This window comes from Cellulomonas biazotea, assembly GCF_004306155.1.
Lineage (GTDB): Bacteria > Actinomycetota > Actinomycetes > Actinomycetales > Cellulomonadaceae > Cellulomonas > Cellulomonas biazotea.
Genome location: NZ_BIMR01000422.1, coordinates 1 through 919 on the forward strand (window position 1 = coordinate 1; position 919 = coordinate 919).

Consider the following 919-nt stretch of genomic DNA (forward strand, 5'->3'; position numbering starts at 1 on the left):
CGGTAGGCTCGCCGCGTCGCCCGACGCCGGGCGCGAGGGAGGACGACGATGACGGACGGACCCGCGGACGGCACGCCGCAGGTGGCGGTGCTCGGCGGTGGCGTGATGGGGGAGGCGCTGCTGTCCGCGCTGCTCACGGCCGGCTGGGCCCCGGGGCAGGTCGAGGTCACCGAGCACTCGACGGCCCGGGCCGACGAGCTCGCGGGGCGCTACGGCGTGCGGACGGGCGCGTCGAACGTCGACGCGGCGGCCCGCGCGGACGTCGTCCTGGTCGCCGTGAAGCCGAACGTCGTGGGGTCGGTGCTGGACGAGGTCGCGACGGTGCTGCGCGGCGGCGAGGTCGTGGTGTCGGTCGCGGCGGGTCTCCCGCTCGCGTTCTACGAGCAGCGGCTGCCCGCGGGCACGCCGGTCGTGCGGGTCATGCCGAACACCCCGGCGGTCGTCGGCAAGGGCGCGAGCGCGATCGCGGGCGGCGCGCACACGACGGAGGGGCACCTGGCGCTGGTCGAGCGGATGCTCGCGGCGACGGGCCTGGTGGTCAGGGTCGCGGAGAAGGACCTCGACGCGGTGACGGCGATCTCCGGCTCGGGTCCGGCGTACGCGTTCTACCTGGTCGACGCGATGGCGGAGGCGGGCGTGCTGCTGGGCCTGACGCGGGACCTGGCGACGCGGCTCGCGGTCGCGACGGTCGAGGGGGCGGCGGCGCTGGCCGCGCAGTCGGGCGACCACCCGGTCGTGCTGCGCGAGCGCGTGTCGTCTCCGGGCGGTACGACGGTCGCGGCGGTCGCGGAGCTCGACGCGCACGGGGTCAGGGCCGGGGTGGTCGCGGCCGCGCGTGCGGCGGCGGAGCGGTCGCGCGAGCTCGGTGCGCAGTACGCCGGCTGAGCCGGTCGGCCAGACTTCAGGGACGAGACCAGGG

Annotated in this window: 1 protein-coding gene; it reads left to right on the top strand. The window is 77.3% G+C overall.

The window, feature by feature from the left end; genetic code table 11:
* Nucleotides 1–48 precede the first annotated feature (48 nt).
* Nucleotides 49–885 carry a pyrroline-5-carboxylate reductase gene (gene proC / locus CBZ_RS19730; protein ID WP_130783140.1) on the top strand — a complete coding sequence of 279 codons (837 nt, stop codon included), beginning with the start codon at nt 49–51 and terminating at the stop codon, nt 883–885.
* Nucleotides 886–919 lie beyond the last annotated feature (34 nt).

Coding starts and splice junctions, on each gene's coding strand:
- proC (WP_130783140.1), top strand. CDS start 49: ATGACGGACGGACCCGCGGACGGCACGCCGCAGGTGGCGGTGCTCGGC.